This window comes from Parapedobacter sp. ISTM3, assembly GCF_016533505.1.
GTDB lineage: Bacteria > Bacteroidota > Bacteroidia > Sphingobacteriales > Sphingobacteriaceae > Parapedobacter > Parapedobacter luteus.
On record NZ_JAENGN010000004.1, the window covers coordinates 256,521 to 274,315 of the forward strand.

A 17,795-nucleotide genomic window follows, 5' to 3' on the forward strand; every position below is an offset into this window, starting at 1 on the left:
AACCCGATCCGTGGCGCCTGTCAACCGTCATTTCCTAATTTGATTAACAGAGAAAAAAATCATGTTACACAGCATCATTGAGTTTTCCATCCGGAATAAACTCATCATCGGGCTGTTTACCATTGCGTTGATCGGCTTTGGCCTATACGAGGCCACGCGGTTGCCGATCGATGCCCAGCCCGACATCACCAACAACCAGGTGCAGGTGATTACCGTGGCCCCGTCGCTCGGAGCCACCGACATCGAGCGCCTGGTCACATTTCCCATTGAGCAGGCCAACAGCAACATCAACGGGATTACCGAAATACGCAGTTTCTCCCGTTTTGGACTGTCGCTGGTTACCATTGTTTTTGACGACAACACCGATGTGTACTGGGCAAGGCAGCAAGTAACGGAGCGCCTGCAAACGGTCCGGGATGAAATACCCGACGACATCGGGACGCCTGAGCTGGGGCCGATTTCCACCGGTCTGGGCGAAATTTACCAGTATGTGGTACGCCCGGAAGCAGGATACGAAGACCGTTACGACGTAACCGAGCTGCGCACCATCCAGGATTGGATTGTCCGCAGGCAGCTGCTGGGTGTACAGGGCGTCGCCGAGGTGAGCAGTTTTGGCGGGAAGCTGAAGCAGTATGAGATCGCCATCAATATCAACAAGCTCCAGTCCTTTAACCTGACGATCAACGACTTGTTTACCGCCCTGGAGAATAACAACCAGAATACGGGCGGCGCTTATATCGAAAAAGGGCCAACCGTCCTATACATCCGAAGCGAGGGGCTGATCGGCAACGAAGACGATATTGCCAACATCGCCGTTGCCACTACTGCCGATGGCACTCCCGTGCTATTGAAGCACGTAGCTACCGTGGAAACAGGGTATGCTACCCGCTACGGTGCCATGACCTACAACGATCGCGGCGAAGTAGCCGGAGCCGTTGTGATGATGCTCAAGGGTGCAAACAGCAACGAGGTCATTAAAAACGTGAAGGAACGGATCGAGGTCATCCAGCAAACACTTCCGGAAGGGGTCACCATCGAACCGTTCCTTGACCGCACCAAAATGGTCAACAATGCCATCCGCACCATCGAAACCAACCTTGCCGAAGGTGCACTGATTGTGGTGTTTGTACTGGTATTGTTCCTCGGCAACCTCAGGGCCGGACTACTGGTCGCGTCTGTCATTCCGCTTTCCATGCTTTTTGCCATCATCCTGATGAACTTGTTTGGCGTAAGCGGAAACCTGATGAGCCTGGGCGCACTGGATTTCGGGCTCATTGTGGATGGTGCCGTCATCATCGTGGAAGCCGTGTTGCATCAGCTGCATCAGGGCAATGGGTATGGAGCGCGCTTATCAATTTCACAACAGGAGATGAATCGGGAGGTCGGCAAGTCCGCAACACGGATGGTCAACAGTGCAGTATTCGGGCAGATTATCATCCTGATTGTATATGTGCCGATTTTTACGTTGGAAGGCATTGAGGGAAAGATGTTCAAACCGATGGCCCAAACGGTCAGTTTTGCGCTGATCGGTGCCTTCATTTTTTCGCTGACTTACATCCCGATGATGAGTTCATTGGCACTGAGCAAAAAATTAACGCATAAACCGGGCTTTTCAGACCGGCTCATGCAGCGTTTGGAAAACCTCCATCACAAAGCCCTGCAAAAGGTATTGCATTTCCCCAAAACCGTTATGCTCCTGGTGGTATCGCTTTTTGTCCTTGCCGTTTTGATACTGTCGCGATTGGGTGGCGAATTTATTCCTGCACTGGAGGAAGGTGACTTTGCCGTCGATACACGCGTATTGACGGGCAGCAACCTACAAACCACCATCGACTATACGCAGAAGGCTGCCCATATCCTGAAAACCGAGTATCCCGAAGTGGAGAAAGTGGTGACCAAAATCGGCAGTGGCGAGGTGCCTACCGACCCGATGCCGATGGAGGCCAGCGATATGATGGTGATCCTAAAAGACAAAAAAGAATGGACCTCCGCCGAAACTTTTCCCGAATTGGCCGAGAAGATGAGCAAATCGCTGGAAGCGGTATCCGGCATCAGTACCGGGTTTCAGTTTCCGGTGCAGATGCGTTTCAATGAGCTGATGACCGGCGCCCGGCAGGACGTGGTCTGCAAAATCTTCGGGGAAGACCTCGATAGCCTGGCGGAATACGCCAATCGTTTCGGTGAAATCATCAAAACGGTGGATGGTGCGCAGGATTTATACGTAGAACCGATTACGGGGCTTCCACAAGTCATTGTAAAATATAACCGGGCGAATATTGCCCAATTCGGGCTAAATATCGTAGCTGTCAACCGGGTGGTTAACACCGCTTTTGCCGGACAAAGCGCGGGTAAGGTTTACGAGGGCGAAAAACGGTTCGATCTGGTCCTTCGGCTCGACGAGAAGCAACGGGAGAACCTGGAAGACATCCGTAACCTGCTAATTCCGACACCGAGGGGCAGTCAGATTCCGCTGTACCAAGTGGCTGATGTTAGCATCCAGAATGGTCCGGCCCAGATACAGCGTGAAGATGCCAAGCGACGGATCGTGGTAGGCTTTAACGTCAGGGGACGTGATGTGCAAAGCATCGTAAACGAACTACAGAAGAAAGCCGACCTGCACGTAAAACTATCTCCGGGCTATTACATCACCTACGGCGGTGCGTTTGAAAACCTCAACCAAGCCAAGAACCGCCTGATGGTTGCCGTACCCGTATCGCTTGTGCTGATATTTGTCCTGCTGTTTTTTGCTTTTCACTCCATCAAAGAAAGCTTATTGATCTACACAGCCATTCCGCTTTCTGCCATCGGGGGCATTTTCCTGCTGGCTTTACGCGGGATGCCGTTCAGCATCAGCGCCGGAGTGGGGTTTATTGCGTTATTCGGCGTAGCCGTACTCAACGGCATTGTACTCGTTGCGGAATTCAACCGCCTGAAAAAAGCCGGAGAAAAAGACCTGTATGCCATTGCCCTCAACGGGACCAAAACGCGGTTGCGGCCGGTATTGATGACCGCTTTTGTGGCTTCGCTTGGCTTTCTGCCGATGGCTGTTAGCCGGGGTGCCGGAGCTGAGGTGCAACGGCCCCTTGCAACAGTGGTAATCGGCGGGTTGCTCATCGCTACGTTCCTGACGCTTTTTGTGCTGCCCACCCTGTTTATCTGGTTTGAAAAAATCAAACTTCCGAAATGGGCCTTTGGCAAAAAAAGTGCGATGGGTACGGTGTTGGTGCTGATCCAGCTTCCGGTGTTTGCTCAAACCATCACCCTGGGCCAGGCCATCGACACGGCGGCGAAAAACAACCTTTCGGTAAAAAGCAGCGAGTTGCTTGCCGAATATTATGCAAAAAGGAAGGCAACGTCCTTCAACCTGCCACAAGCGGCGCTTACCGCCGAATTAGGGCAGATCAACAGCCTCCAGATAGACAATAAATTCGGAATTTCCCAGTCATTCGCCTTTCCTACGGTCTATAGCCGACAGAAAAAACTACTGGAACAAGAATGGCATGCTGCCGTCCTGACAGTACATCTGAATCGCGCGGAAATGCGAAGGTCCGTTACCCAGTTGTTTTATCACATTCTGGTATGGCGCGAGCAAGAGAAAATCTTGAACCGAACGGACAGCCTATACGCCGATTTCCTGGAAAAAGCCACGCTACGGTTTGAAAAGGGGGCATCTAACGTGCTGGAAAAAGCAGCTGCAGAAATACAACGCGAGAACATCGCCATCGAATTGAAATCACTTGGAAATGAAATCGATTTGGCAAAAATCCAACTGCAGCTGTTGCTAAATACTGCCATACGGTATGAACCCGTTTCGGAAGATTTATTGATAGACGTCAACCCACCGCTCGCCGATATGGATGCAGAAGCACATCCCAAGGTCTTGTTATCGGCTCGCGAGGTCGAGAGAGCCAATGCCCTATTGGAACTGGAGAAATCGAAGTTGTTACCCAACTTGTCTGCGGGGTATTCCAACCAAAGCTTCCGTGACCTGAATAACAATCGTTTCAACTCCGTGGAAATTGGCATCGGCATCCCGATCTTCGCCAGCGGCCGGAAAGCACAAATTAAGGCCGAAGCCCAGCGGGTGGCCTTCGCCGAGAATGAGTTGGTCAACCAAAAAGCCCAATGGCAAACAGAATACGAAACGGTTTTAAGCAGCTATCGGACGCAACGACAGATTGTAGACGACTACCGGACCAAGCAGCTGCCCCGGGCCCGACAGGTTGCCGACGCGGCAAAGGAACAATTTGATAATGGTGAAATCGACTATTTGGATTGGGTGATGCTAAACAATCAGGCGACACAAATCCAAAACGATTATTACCTAGCGGTTATGCTGCTCAACCAAAGCATCATTACCCTGCAGTACCTTACTTCAAACTAATTTAATTACAATGAAAACGATTATTTTTCTAGCTGGTTTGCTCATACTATCCGGCTGCAGTAATCAGAAAAAAAAAGCCGCGGAATCGGCCACCACCGAAACTGAAAATGTATTGGAGCTGACCGACGAACAGCTGAAATCCATTTCGATATCCACGACTATCTTACAAGAAAAAACCATCACCCACACCCTCAAACTGAATGGGAAAGTGGATGTACCACCGCAAAACCTGATATCGGTAAGCAGTGCCTTGGGGGGTTACGTAACCTCTACCAAGCTCTTACCGGGCATGCATTTCCGAAAAGGCGAACTATTGGCCGAGATGGAAGACAACCAGTACATCCAGTTGCAGCAGGACTACCTGACGGCCACGGCCCAGCTGGAAAACAGGAAGGCTGAATACGACCGTCAAAGCGAACTGAACCGAAGCAAGGCCAGCAGCGACAAAGTGTATCAGCAGGCAAAAGCCGATTACGAAACGCTGCTCATCTCAAAACAGGCATTGCAAGAGAAATTGAGGTTAATCAACATCCGGCCGGACAAGGTATCGGCCGGAAACATCAAACGGACGATCGGCATTTTTGCTCCGTTTGACGGTTATGTTACACAGGTATTCGTGAATGTCGGCAAATATGTCTCTCCTTCCGATGTATTGTTCGAGCTGGTCAATCCCCGCGACCTGCACCTGAACCTGAAGGTTTTTGAGAAGGACTGGGAGAACGTGAAAATCGGGCAGCCGCTTATCGCATATACCAACAGCAGCCCCGAAAAGAAATACCGCGGCAAGGTAATCCTGACCGGGAAAGCCATTTCCGAAGAACGGGCGGTTGAAATCCACGCCCATTTTGACAACCCGGATCCGCAGCTGATTCCGGGATTGTATATGAACGCCGAACTGGAAATTCCCGACGCGCAAACACCTGCCCTGCCCGAAGAAAGCATCGTCAGTTTTGAAGGCAGGGAATACGTGTTTACGATAAGGGAGGGAAACAGGTTCGAAATGACCGTCGTGCAGACCGGCGCTACCGGCAATGGTTGGACGGAAATTGCCGATGCACAAGCGCTGGAGGGAGCAAAGATTGTTCAATCCGGGGCCTATACGCTGCTGATGGCATTGAAAAATAAAGCGGAGGAGTAGCAATGAGAGCGATCGTACTATTGCTTTTTATCGTGGGTTATACAACCGAACTAAAAGCACAGGAGGCCAGGGATCCGGACTCGCTGACAACCATCCGTATAGGCAATACGAATAGGTTTTCTGTAATGGGGGTTGTTATCCCCGCTACATTCATCTCTTATGGGGCATTAAGTTTACTGTCGCCGGGTTTAAAAGGGTTGAATGCATCTACCCGTCATGAAACCAGGGAGCACATCGTAGCGGGAGCTGTCATAGACAACTATACCCAATACGCGCCTGCCGCAGCGGTTTATGGTCTCAACCTTTTTGGGGTAAAAGGCAAGCACAACCTCAAAGATCGGACAGTAATCTATATTACCTCCCAACTGATATTAGGAGTTATTGTCGTGCCTACCAAAAGTTGGGTTGGCGAGCAGCGGCCGGACGGTTCCAACAACCTTTCCTTCCCATCCGGCCATACTGCCACCGCCTTTTCCGCAGCCCATTTTATGTTCAGGGAATACCGAGACAGCCATTTCTGGCTGAGCATATCCGGATACCCCATCGCAGCGATGACCGGCATCTACCGGATATTCAACGATAAGCATTGGGTTGGTGACGTCGTGGCAGGCGCGGGTATTGGTATTTTATCCTCCGAGATTGCCTATTGGCTATATCCCGTTACCTCAAAATGGTTCAATCCAAAAAACAATCGTCATTTTTTAACCATAGCTCCGGTTTATCAGCCGGGTCGATTGGGATTGAATATCACTAAAACATTTTAATCATGAAAACGAACACAGCAAAACAATTCACCTCCATGCACCGAGGACTGCATTGGTGTACCGCAGCATTAATGTCCGTATTATTCATCACGGGCTTTTTACGGATGAACTGGATGGGGAAACAGGCAATCCTCAACGCCATCGAACGGCACGCATCGGGTGCAATTAGCCAGGCACAAACGCAGGGTATCATCAAAAGCATACTTTCGCCCATGTGGCAGTGGCACGAGTTGGCAGCCTACATCCTGTTCGCGGTAATTGCCGCCCGGCTGATCTACATGGCCGTGGCAGGCATCCGGTTTCCCAACCCATTCCAACGCCAACAGGCGCTGAAAGAACGGATACAAGGGCTCGTTTACGTACTGTTTTACCTTTTAGTCGTCATTACCGCCATTACTGGCAGCTACCTGAAATGGGGAGACAGCAGCCTGAAGGCACCCATGGAAGCCGTACATAAGTGGGCGATTTACTGGTTCCCTATATTTGCCATATTACACTTTATCGGGATTTGGATGACAGAATCCACCCCCCAAAAAGGGATCACCTCGCGGATGATCGGCGGAGACTAAGTAAGCCTTCACTCCAACCGCAGATTTTCCACGGGCTTGGCAATCGCTGCCCGGTACGTTTGGGACACGATCGTAAACAAACCGGCAGCCAGCAAAAACAGCAAGCACATCAACAGATTTAACAAGGTGAAGTTTGCCTTGATGGGAAAATTTTGCAGAAACAGTGTCGCCAACAGCCAGCCGATCGGCATGGCGATGAGCCCGGCAACGAACAGCACCTTGATAAATCCGCTCGACAACGAGCTGACCAGCCGGAAGCTATCCGCCCCGATTACCTTGCGGATGGCAATTTCCTTGCGCTTCACCTCCACGGCATAGGTCACCTGCCCCAGCAACCCGAGGGTAGCCACAACCAGTGCAATGAAACCGATGAATCCCAGCAGCGACAGGGTCGCCGACTGTGAGTTACGCTGATCGAGCACGTCGGAAAGCCAGGAAACCGTCGCCGGATGCCCACCGTGCAGATCGGTCAATGCAGCTTCCACTCGCTGTTGCACTCCAATGGTATCGCCTCCCGCGGTTTCCACATACAGGTTCGTATAGGCATCATTTCTCGACCGGAACGCCAAGGGCTCGATTTGCTGCCCGCTTCCTTTGTAATTGAAATCTTTCAACACACCCGCTACCTGCAGCTGCGTGGAGTCATTCACCCACAGCTCCTCCCCCACGGCGTCTTCCGGGTTGGCAAAACCGAATGCCTGTGCCGCTTTGCCATTCAGCAGCAGGTAACGTTCCTTGTTTCCGCCTTCTTCTGGGAAGCCCCGGCCCGCCTCCAGCTCGAAGTCCATCAAGGATAGGAACGACGCATCCGCATCGTAATAGCTCAGGTTTATCGCATCGTCTTTGACCGTTTTCCATACCGGCATCGCCATCCCGCTGAAATGCTTGGTGAAATTGGCAGACGATGCTCCCACTGCTTTCACGCCGCTGATTCCACGGAGCCGTTGCGCGGTAATATCGGCATCCAGTTCGCCCAACGGCACCACCAGCACATGCTCCCGCTTGAATCCCGGATCTGCCGCCGACATGAAGGAGAATTGCTTAAAAAAGGCAAACAGGAAAATAATCAAAACCAGTGAAAGGCTGTACTGGAAGACGATAAGGGCCTTACGGATGCCCGCCCGCCCCAATATCCTCGCCGTCGACAGGTTCTTGAGCACCGCAAGGGGCTTGAAGGCAGAGAGCATCCACGCAGGAGCAGATCCGGCTACCAATCCCGCGAACAGGGCATATACGGCAGACCAGGTAACGAAGCGGATGTTGTAGTAAAAAGAAGAGGGAATGAATTCATAGTCATCGTTGAACGGTGCATAGCGGATGATGAATGATAGCACTATCCAGGCAAAGCCCAGCGCCAGAAAACTAAGCATTACGGACTCCACGATGTACTGCGCAAAGATATGCGCCCGCTTGGCACCGTTTATCTTGCGCACCCCTACCTCTTTCGCCCGGCTCAGCGCCCGCGCAACGGTCAGGTTGGTATAGTTGAAGCACGCCGCAAACAGGATCAACAGGGCAATACCCGCTTCGGTATAGATCTTCGTCCACGAAGTACCCATCGCATTTTCATTGCCCAGGCTTTCCCGCCCCGGACTGATACGGTCTAACCGTTGGCGCACAAACGACGTAACGCCATTTTTATTCAGTTGGTTGAGCTCATCGGCTACGGCTTGCAGCCGTTTATCCAGCAAGGTTGCATCCGATTTATTCCTCAGCAACACATAGGTATATGCCGTATTGAACGCAAACCAGTCGCCGGATTTTTCGGGCAATATGCCTTGCCGTTCCATCGCCGGTATCGAGCTGTATGAAGCATACGCATCGTAGCTGAAGTGCGCTTTTCCCGGCGGTGTCTCCAACACGCCGGATACCACAAACTCTCCGCCATGCTCAAACGCAATCACCTTGCCGAGGGCGTCCGGTGTGCCGAAGAAGCGCTCTGCTGTATTTTTGGAGATCAAGATGGTGTTAGGCTCCCGCAATGCCGTCGCCGGATCGCCCGAAAGTAACCTGAATCCAAAAATCGAAAAAAAGGAACTATCGGTAAATGCCCCGTTGATATGCAGCTCTTTCCCATCGCTGGTCGCTTTGCCACTCAACGAGGGATAGATGCCCACCGCCGCGTCTACCAGATCAGCTTGTTCGCCAAGCTTACCTGCCAACGGCAGCGGTGAACTGGCCATTTTCCAATTATCACCCTGCCGGCTGTGGTAAGCCGAGTTAATGCGGTAGGTCATTTCCGGAGCAGGGTGGAACCGGTCGATGTCAAACGCGTCCATGGTCCGGATCAGGATCATCAATCCCACGGACATACTCAGTCCCAGTCCGAACACGTTAATCAACGTAGCCAGCTTGTTTTTCAGCAAGCTCCGGTAAGCCACTTTCAGGTAATCTTTGATCATACCATTACAGCCCCAAAGCCGATGCCAATCCGTCGAGATGCCAAAAGCCTAGGTTTATCCCCTATGTTGCCAACCCAAGTGTTCGGTTTCGATACACACGAGTGTCCGGTTCCGACACACCGTGAAAAACCATACCTAACCCGAGGGAATAATCCGTAACTTTAACGTGTCATCACGTTCAGCAGTATGCCTTATCAAATCCCCGGCCATCTAAAAGGCCTTACCGACAGCGAAGTAGCCGCTTCCAGGAACCAATACGGCTATAACCAATTGGCTACCGTCCGGAAAAGCTCCTGGCTATCGCTGCTCATCGATATCCTCAAAGAACCGATGCTGATCCTGCTTGTCGTCATCTCACTCATCTATGTGATTGTGGGCGATTACGGCGAAGCGGCGTTTATGTTTGCCGCGATTGTTGCGGTCTCTGCCATTTCTTTCTATCAGGATAACCGCAGCAAAAAAGCATTGGTAGCACTGGAAAAGCTCAATGAGCCCCTGAGCCGGGTGATCCGGAATTCAATCGTTGTGGAAATCCCCACCCACGAGATTGCCGTGGGCGATCTCTGCATCACCGAAGAAGGAAAAATCATCAATGCCGATGGGCGCATTGTACACAGCAACGATTTTTCTGTCAACGAAGCTTCGCTTACCGGCGAAAGCTTCTCCGTATTCAAGGATAGCCGATCGGACGACAACCGGGTATACAGCGGCACCCTCACTGTTTCCGGGCTAGCTGTTTTCGAGGTAACGGAAATCGGGACGGAAACCCGCATCGGTAAAATCGGCGAATCGCTGCTGACCATCAAAGCGGAAGCCTCTCCCCTACAGCGTCAGATCACCCGGTTCGTAAAAACGATGGCCATCATCGGTATCGTCATTTTCCTGATGGTTTGTCTTTTTAGGTATTACCAGACCGGCGACTTGATTGCGAGTCTGCTCAACGGGCTGACGCTGGCCATGTCGGTGCTGCCCGAAGAAATCCCGGTCGCATTCACCACCTTCATGGCCTTGGGTGCCTGGAAACTGATGCAGCAGGGCATCATCATCAAGCGAAGCAGCATTGTCGAAACATTGGGCAGCACCACGGTGATCTGCACCGACAAAACCGGTACAATTACGGAAAACTCGATGCAATTGATTAACCTCTATGATTTCCGGGCCGACAAGACATACGACCCCCCATCCTTCAACGACCCACAGCTGTCGACCCTCATCAGCTATGCCATGTGGAGCAGCGAGCCTGCCCCTTTTGACCCCATGGAGAAAACGCTCCACAACGTCTATGAGCAAACGCAGCCGAGCGACCTGCGGGGCGACTACCGCATGTTCCATGAGTATCCGCTCGAAGGGAAACCCCCGATGATGACGCACCTCTTCGAAGATGTCCGCAAAAACCGGATCATTGCCGCCAAGGGTGCGCCCGAAGCCATCCTCAGCGTGTCCCGGCTTTCAGCTGATGAAAAAGAACGGGTACGGGACCGGATCAAAACATTCGCCCAGCAGGGATACCGCATACTCGGTGTGGCCAAATCCCAATTCGAGGGGGATGACTTCCCCAAAAAACAGCAGGATTTCGTCTTTGAATTCCTGGGGCTGACCGTCTTCTACGACCCGCCCAAGAAAGGCATCAAAGACGTTTTTCAACGGATTTACGACGCCGGGATTGCTGTCAAAGTCATCACGGGTGACAACGCCGATACCACGAACGCCATCGCCGCCCAAGCAGGCATCGTTAGCGAAGCCCCGCCTGTCAATGGCGCCGAGATCATCAACCATTCGGAAGAAGAACTGATGCAGCTCTCGGCACGCACCACACTGTTTACGCGCATGTTTCCCGAAGCCAAGCTGGCGGTGGTGAACGCACTGAAAAAACGTGGCGAAGTGGTGGCGATGCTGGGCGATGGCGTAAACGATGGTCCCGCCCTGAAAGCGGCCCACATCGGGGTGGCCATGGGCAATAAAGGGACGGAAATCGCCAAATCGGCTGCTGCCCTGGTGATCACCAACGACGATCTGGAAAAGCTGATCACGGGCATTGCCGCCGGAAGGCGGATTTATGCCAACATCAAGAAAGCCGTCCAATACATCATTTCCATCCACATCCCCATCATCCTGACCGTCTCGTTGCCGCTATTTCTGGGGTGGGTATTCCCGCAGATCTTCACACCCGTCCATGTCATCTTCCTGGAGCTGGTGATGGGACCTACCTGTTCCATCGTCTATGAAAATGAGCCCATGGAACGGGACGCCATGCAGCGACCGCCCAGGATCATGACCGACACGTTTTTAAACGGGCGTGAACTGATGATCAGCATCGTCCAGGGGTTGGTCATTACCGCCGGTGTGCTGTTTGCCTATCAGCTGACTGTCCAAGCTGGCGGAAGCGAAGAAAAAACGAGAGCGATGGTATTTACCACGCTGATTTTCGCGAATATCCTGTTGAGCTTTGCCAACCGATCCTTCTACTACAGCATTTTTGAGCGCTTCAAGAGCAGGAATTTCTTGCTCACCGGCATCACGGTGCTGGTATTGGTCATGCTCTTTGCCATTCTATACGTAAAGCCGCTGTCCCGATTTTTTGACGTGACATCCCTGCGGGTTTCCGAATTGGGAATTTGCCTGGCCCTAGCCGTGGTCTCCGTATTGTGGTTTGAAGTTTATAAATGGTTCCGCAGAAAGGAAAGCAGGGTTTTGGATCCCCTGACTGGAAAGCCAAAAAGGGATGCAAATCTACATTGAATAGCGCCATGACAAGAAACTCCTGCAATCCACCACAAAAGGATTTTATTATGAATACGGTAAGTTATAGCGGGATATTGCCGCAATTCCATCTTGATCACATCTTGCGGCTTACGGATGATACTGGAATCGTCCAGCATGCCATCTACAGTATCCCGAATTACCATGAAGGTTACTGCTTGGATGACAACGCACGTGCATTATTGATGGCGACAATGGTGTACCAAAAAAGCAAAGACAAAATAGCACTTCGACTTATCTCCCGTTATCTGGCCTACATCAACTATGCCCAAAATCCTGACGGAACATTTCGGAATTTCATGGCATTTGACCGACGGTTCCTGGACGATGTGGGTTCGGAAGATGCATTTGGCCGAGCCATATGGGCCCTTGGATATACTATCGCGCATGCGCCAGAAAATGCTTACTTGGAGGCGGCACGCCAAATATTCTTTAAATCCGTTCCACAATTCGGACAACTCCGTTCGATCAGGAGTATTGCAACAACCATACTGGGGATAACATACTATCTGAAATACCACTCGACGGATGACCGGATAACCAGCCTGCTGCACCAGTTGATGCATAAACTTTATGATGAATACCAATTGAACCGTCAGGCAAATTGGCATTGGTACGAGTCGTTGTTGGCGTATGACAACGCGTTTCTGCCCTTAGCGATGATCCGTGCCGCCCGGACGCTCAAAGATGATTCTTGCCGGAAAGTTGGTTATGAGAGTTTGGCCTTTCTTGAAAAGCATACAATGCAAAAGGGATATTTACGCCCGGTAGGGAACAATGGTTGGTTTAAACACAATCAGGAAATCGCTACTTTTGATCAACAACCCGTTGATGCCATGGCGTCTGTATTGCTTTATATAGAGGCTTATCGAGACTGCAGCGATCAGCATTATTTCCGGTTGGCCCGCACGGCTTTCATGTGGTTCCACGGAGAAAATGACCTACATTTAAGTTTATATGATGCAGAAACCGGAGGTTGCTGCGACGGACTGGGTCGTGATGGCATTAACAGAAATCAAGGTGCCGAGAGCACTCTGGCTTACCTAATCGCCTACCTTGCGATAGAACAAAGAACATACGTTCGAAACGTAACCGCACACCAGATTTAAAAGATAGTTAGCGATTACTATGTCTGCGCCTCCTGTTTTAACCTTAGAAATGGTTCTTGACATCACCGAACTCTCCGGAATATCCAGATCAACCGGCTGGTCAATAGCCGCCACTTTAGTATGGTATTTCCTTAGTATCCCTATCATCCCATATGCTTATTGTATGTTACGGTTGAACCGATCCCATTTGATAAATAAGATATTCTTCTCTTCCTTGCCACGCTCCTTTCTACTAACTGAAATTAGCTTCTTCCACTCTAGCCGGTTGAAATTCTTTGCGGAAAAATCCTCTCGGTAAATCCCTTTAACAAGAAATCATTGGATTCACAATATTTCAATAACCGGTCTTCCTGCTCCGGCAAGGAATAGCCTTTCCTCTTTTGTTCGTCAGTGCTGACCCGCACGTATAAATAAGCTGATTTCATAAAACAGGAGATTTAATTCAGCTGTATAACAAATTAGAACCGCGAATAGGTTTAGGGATAGCTTAACTACAGAATATCATTATCACCTAAGAGATTTTTTCCAGCAGTGTATAGCGGCGCTCATACCCAACATTGGAATGAAGGCTTAAAGAAATATTTGCTGATCGACTAATGAATCGAGAAACGACCTTACTTTATCAACAAGCACTTCGTACAGCTTAGGGTCAGCAACAGTTTCGGAAACCGCCTGCTCGCCCTTGTCTAGTCCTTCAAACTCGATTTTACCCTTTCTTAGGAACCAACTTACTTCATATAGCTTGGCATAATCAGCACTTCTTGACAATTTATAATATTTATAATAGGGTGTTAGTTTTGTTTTCCTTAGTTTTCCCTTATTTACCCAGAGAAGAAACCTGTCATCTTTATCTTTCGTATATCAGATAATCAAATCACCAATGAAATCCATCTTTTCATTGAAACAGGATTCATGCTCAATTTGATTAAACATGGTTTTAGTTAGCCGTTTGTTACCTACGACAACCTCTCTAACAGTAACATTCAATTGCGTCAATTTATAATCTACCATTTATCGGATGTTTAGGACAATAAAGATATATATCTTATGTGGAGTATTTCTTCTTTTGGCTTACCGCCTTTATCCCGACATTTATAGAAATTTTTCGAGTATGCCGAAAAAAATTACATCCGCGGAGTTGGCGAGCCTAAATCCAACAGATTTTACTTTGGAGGAAGTTTTAGATATTATAGGACAACTCATTGACCTTGCATCAGATGAAGGGAACCGTGCTTTCCTTGATAAAGCCTTTTTATTATCGGAATCAATAGATATTGATCGATTGGACAACCCTCAGCAAATGCACTATCACTATTTTTTGGCCAATGCTTGGGCTGCAAAACGACACTTCAATAGATTTGAAACCGAGGAAAGTTGGGACTACGATCAGGAAGAACTTACCAAAGAACTCTACCACCTAAGAAAATGTATATCTATACCCGGATTCAAGAACACCATGGAGGAATTTCAATGTCAGGTTTACACCAATTTGGGCAACTATTTTTCCCATGTCGGCAGATTTGTAGAAGCACAAGAATATTGGAACATAGCGTTGAAAGTGATCCCGGACTTCCCAATGGCATTGGGAAATCTGGGGCATGGACTACATAGCTATGCCGGATGCTTATATGACGACTCACATCGAAATATCTTCATGTACCATTCGCACAAGTCGCTCAAAAGCGCATTAATATGGAAAGACCATATCTATCCAGCAGCATACAATTCGTTCCTACGACTTTATCAACTTATTCGTATCCATTGGCCAACGGAATACCTGGACAAAGAACACTCCTTTGACTATGATTTGGGTACGGATAAAGGACTTGCCAATTACCGAAAATGGTGTGTAGATAAAACCTTATATATTAATCCCCTTAATGACCTCGCGCCTTACAACATCGCCTGCCAAGATATTCTGCATTTGCCGAGTATGACAGTTGCACCAGACGACCCACCAAAGTACCATTCTTTATTCAACCAAATCAAGCAGGAATATGGCACAGCAAGGTTTCTTTTTTATGAGGGAACCCAGTTACCAGCACAGAGTTATGGCGATGAGGACATCGTACTCGTCGATACGCTGGAATATGCGGAGTATTCCCATAACCTTGAAAAAGTAAAGATTGCATATCGTTTGGTTTATTCGCTTTTTGATAAAATCGCCTATTTGTTGAATTTTTATTTAGGCATTGGCATAGAAAGAAATAGAACCAGTTTTCGGGGTTTGTGGCACGAGCCCCAAAAAGGAAAGCCGCTCCGTAACGTTTTCCATAAAAACAAGAATCTTGCATTAAGGGGACTCTATTGGCTAAGTAAGGATCTTTTCGACAAAGAAGATGCCCATCAGGCAGTAATAGAACCCGAAGCAAGGGAGTTGGCTGAAATCCGTAATCACATAGAACATAAATCTTTCAAGGTCGTTGAAAATGGCGGTTCCGGGGCGGATGAATCAGACGATATGACGTATTCCATTGGGCGGGGAGAATTGGAACGGAAAACTTTAAAACAAATGAAGCTAATCCGGTCAGCGATTATATATACTTCATTGGCCATACATCATGAAGAACAAACCAAAGAGCCGAAGTTAACCATACCCTTTACTCTGCCAAATATGCGATTTGAAGATAAAATATAACTTATTTTATCTTCTTCAGCAATTATTCAAATGATAGCCTTTTTGATAAGTTATCGAACATTTCACGAAGTGCACGATAAATACCGAGCATTTCGTCACTATCCATAATGACCGTTCCATGCAAATACCTAACCTTATTCCTTGCGGTAAACAGTTTATTAAAAATGTCTCGTTGGATCTGCTCAAATTCCGAAAAAGGCTTTTTATGTCTCCTATTGAAAGCAGATTGTATTGCTTTATGGTTGGTCTTCCCACTTACGTTTTTATCCGTCGCAAGTAGCAAATCAATCTTGGCCAAGAGTTCAATTGTACTAAAGGAGTTATCAATGAAAGCAACAAAATGGTTGTTCTCCAAGGCATATTTGCTCGTCGCTAAGAATTGCCCGGCGACCTTGAGATGTTCTTCACATGCTTTCTTATTATATTGAAAATCGAATGTTAGTTGGTAGGTGTCTTTAAGCAACAGTAGGGTTACGTGACCACAATTCAAATATTGTTCTTCGTTAGGTCTTATATATTCCACCTCATGTTTGGAAGGCCAAAAGCCATCAACAGTACCATCAACTCCTTTTTTAAGTTTGACTTGTATAGAGACTTCTTCATTTAATCTGATAATTTGCGGCTTTCCATCCGGGAAAAACAGCGCTTGGGCCGCAAGTAACTTGAAATCCTCACCAATTAATCCTTGCTTTTTACGGTCACGGATTTCCGGCTCAAAAAACAAGTTCATGAGGTTGTTATAAATGTTATCAGCGAGATCTTTCTCCATTCCAAATGAGAAGTTATCGTTTCAGAGTTTGTTGTAATACACTTTCCCTCGTAGCCCCCAACTCGGTCTGTCTATCGATAAATAGTTTATTTTCCTCAATGAAAGTCAACAAGTAATTCGGTTCATTCGGATGCTCCCAATCAACATTTCCAAGGTTTAAGGTATAGCGCGATGTTTTAGCTGGGGAAAGTTTGCCACCAAATGACAACAGCAACGCAACTTCATAACCAATTGCTTCCAACTCAGCTAAATTGAATGCTATACGTTCTGCATGGCGTTGGGGGGCTCCAAAATGCAAAACTCTCGAAAAGTCGTTAAACACCAACTGATGACCGCTCATATTATATCTATACGAAAATGCGGGGTCATCGGAGTTAACGAATCTCCCATTAGTACTCAGTAAACGGAACGATATGTTTTCTTCATTTTGAAGCTGGGAAAAATTGAATAGAAAAACAGAAATATCCAGCAGATAGGAACTACCATTCTTAATAATAAATTCCGGCTTTATGAATCCTTCAATGTTGGGATATTTGATCTTCTTAAATAAAGCCTCTATTAAATAATGCGGTGCGGGTTTCGTTTGCCCGTCCAATCTGGCATAATAGGTGTTCTTATATTGATGTGGCGAATATGGGCTTTGTTGAACCTCGAACACATAAACAACATTACCGTTGTCCCGCAATACCCCGACGTCAATTCCTATTGGGAGGGGCGTTATTGAATCAGAAATCTTATTTATTAGCCAATCCTTTTCCTTTAGTGTAATTAAGGGTGACAATGCGCCTTGGAATAGTTTGTTGTTATTTCCCCTAGGGATACCTTCCGGGGCACCCCAAATAAGTAGACCGCCCTCTGAATTTAAGAAAGCACAAATTCCCCTTATTACCCCGTCAAGGTTATTATTAAAATTCCCATGTTGGGCCGAGAACCCCTTAAACTCCAATCGAGTAGATTCCTCTTTGGCGTCAACAAAGAAATCAACAATGTCTCCATATTCGAGTGCGGCTAATTCTTTGTTGAAAATGACATTTGAAAAACTCACTTTAGGCATAACGAAACGGTCACTGTTAATTTACCAATACTAAAAATCACCTCCCTCCCCAACGGTTGTCAAACAATCCCAATCCGTCTCCCCAACTTTGGCTATAAATATACATAAGATAGCAATGAACATCAAAGCACCCAAAAGAAACGGGGACAACCACCATTGATTATGCAAAGTCGTTCACCATGCAACAGTCAATTACAGTGAATGTAAG

The 17,795-nt window shown here is 48.3% G+C and carries 12 protein-coding genes; 7 read left to right on the forward strand and 5 right to left on the reverse strand.

What is annotated here, in order from left to right:
• Positions 1–61 precede the first annotated feature (61 nt).
• The 4 genes from JHJ32_RS08150 to JHJ32_RS08165 are packed head-to-tail and all read left to right on the forward strand — an operon-like array spanning position 62 to position 6,855.
• Entirely contained in the window at positions 62–4,384 is a 4,323-nt protein-coding gene (locus JHJ32_RS08150; protein ID WP_200120641.1) for a CusA/CzcA family heavy metal efflux RND transporter, read from the forward strand.
• 10 nt (positions 4,385–4,394) lie between these two features.
• On the forward strand, positions 4,395–5,522 hold the full coding sequence (locus tag JHJ32_RS08155) for an efflux RND transporter periplasmic adaptor subunit (RefSeq protein WP_200120642.1): 1,128 nt from the start codon (positions 4,395–4,397) through the stop codon (positions 5,520–5,522).
• Positions 5,523–5,524: 2 nt separating this feature from the next.
• Positions 5,525–6,286 (forward strand): phosphatase PAP2 family protein, encoded by a 762-nt coding sequence (locus JHJ32_RS08160; RefSeq protein WP_200120643.1) that lies wholly within the window; start codon positions 5,525–5,527, stop codon positions 6,284–6,286.
• Between the two features lie 2 nt (positions 6,287–6,288).
• Positions 6,289–6,855, forward strand: coding sequence for a cytochrome b/b6 domain-containing protein (locus JHJ32_RS08165; protein WP_200120644.1), 567 nt, complete (start codon positions 6,289–6,291; stop codon positions 6,853–6,855).
• A gap of 8 nt (positions 6,856–6,863) precedes the next feature.
• Here JHJ32_RS08165 and JHJ32_RS08170 read toward each other — a convergent pair whose 3' ends face one another.
• The gene (locus JHJ32_RS08170) at positions 6,864–9,257 is read right to left on the reverse strand and encodes an ABC transporter permease (RefSeq protein ID WP_200120645.1); all 2,394 of its coding nucleotides are present in this window, start codon (positions 9,255–9,257) and stop codon (positions 6,864–6,866) included.
• A 186-nt stretch (positions 9,258–9,443) separates the two neighbouring features.
• Here JHJ32_RS08170 and JHJ32_RS08175 point away from each other — a divergent pair, with 186 nt between their 5' ends.
• Positions 9,444–11,996: a cation-translocating P-type ATPase gene (locus tag JHJ32_RS08175; RefSeq protein WP_200120646.1), complete on the forward strand. Its 2,553-nt coding sequence runs from the start codon at positions 9,444–9,446 to the stop codon at positions 11,994–11,996.
• 50 nt (positions 11,997–12,046) lie between these two features.
• Positions 12,047–13,126 carry a hypothetical protein gene (locus JHJ32_RS08180; protein ID WP_200120647.1) on the forward strand — a complete coding sequence of 360 codons (1,080 nt, stop codon included), beginning with the start codon at positions 12,047–12,049 and terminating at the stop codon, positions 13,124–13,126.
• Between the two features lie 257 nt (positions 13,127–13,383).
• Here the strand turns inward: JHJ32_RS08180 and JHJ32_RS23160 are convergent, their stop codons facing one another.
• On the reverse strand, positions 13,384–13,551 hold the full coding sequence (locus JHJ32_RS23160; protein WP_200120648.1) for a recombinase family protein: 168 nt from the start codon (positions 13,549–13,551) through the stop codon (positions 13,384–13,386).
• Between the two features lie 145 nt (positions 13,552–13,696).
• Positions 13,697–13,894, reverse strand: coding sequence for a hypothetical protein (locus JHJ32_RS08190; RefSeq protein WP_200120649.1), 198 nt, complete (start codon positions 13,892–13,894; stop codon positions 13,697–13,699).
• Between the two features lie 343 nt (positions 13,895–14,237).
• On the opposite strand from JHJ32_RS08190, the gene JHJ32_RS08195 reads away from it, so the two are divergent.
• A complete protein-coding gene (locus JHJ32_RS08195; protein WP_200120650.1) occupies positions 14,238–15,764 on the forward strand; it encodes an LA2681 family HEPN domain-containing protein in 1,527 nt (508 codons plus the stop codon).
• A gap of 22 nt (positions 15,765–15,786) precedes the next feature.
• Here the strand turns inward: JHJ32_RS08195 and JHJ32_RS08200 are convergent, their stop codons facing one another.
• A complete protein-coding gene (locus tag JHJ32_RS08200) occupies positions 15,787–16,533 on the reverse strand; it encodes a hypothetical protein (RefSeq protein WP_200120651.1) in 747 nt (248 codons plus the stop codon).
• Between the two features lie 13 nt (positions 16,534–16,546).
• Complete coding sequence (locus JHJ32_RS08205) at positions 16,547–17,587, reverse strand: helix-turn-helix domain-containing protein (RefSeq protein WP_200120652.1); 1,041 nt, start codon at positions 17,585–17,587, stop codon at positions 16,547–16,549.
• Between the last annotated feature and the right edge of the window lie 208 nt (positions 17,588–17,795).